At 35.9% G+C, this 800-nt stretch carries 1 protein-coding gene; it reads left to right on the plus strand.

What is annotated here, in order from left to right:
• A partial coding sequence (locus tag GQR46_RS20230; RefSeq protein WP_165742323.1) for a diguanylate cyclase occupies positions 1–800 on the plus strand: 800 nt, incomplete at both ends.

Below are 800 nucleotides of genomic sequence, written 5' to 3' on the forward strand. Positions count from 1 at the left end.
ATTATCCAGTAAAGATCTTAAAATTTTAATGCTCGTGGCTAAGCCAACCTTTGATCAAAACAGTAATTTTTCGGGTTACCGCGGAATAATTAAGGATATCACACAGCAACATCAGCTTTCGGAACGAGTCGTATATCAAGCAAGCTATGACCAACTTACTGGGCTTATAAATCGCCAAACCTTTAATGAAAAACTGAAAGCTTACTTATCTAATAAGCAAAATAATCAAGCTCCACGCTTTTTATGTATACTCGATTTAGACCGCTTCAAATTAGTTAATGACAGCGCAGGTCACCTAGTTGGTGATGCCATGTTATGTGAAGTCGCGACACTTATAAAGCAAAGCATTACTAATAAAGACTTACTTGCACGTTTAGGCGGGGACGAATTTGCTTTATTAGTTAATGATTCAACTTTAGAGCAAGCTCAGCTCACCTGTGAAAAAATAATTAGTACGATTAGAAGCTATAAGTTTATATGGAATGAACGAATTTTTGACTCAGGTATTAGTATAGGTATGGTGCCTATAACATATGGACTAAATGCGACAGAGTTACTTAGTAAAGCAGATCTAGCGTGCTATAAAGCTAAAGAACTAGGCCGAGGTCGTGTTTATATTACCGATCACGGTAACAATAGTTTATACAACGAAGCACTTCAAATAGGCTATATTGCGAATATTAGCCAAGCTATTACTAATAATCAGTTTTTTTTAGTTAAACAGCAAATAGCTCCACTAAGCTCTTCTATAAGTGAACAAGCCCACTACGAAATTTTAATTCGCTTTAAAGCGCTTGATA

This window comes from Pseudoalteromonas sp. Z1A6 (genome assembly GCF_011378745.1).
GTDB classification, from domain to species: Bacteria; Pseudomonadota; Gammaproteobacteria; order Enterobacterales; family Alteromonadaceae; genus Pseudoalteromonas; species Pseudoalteromonas arctica.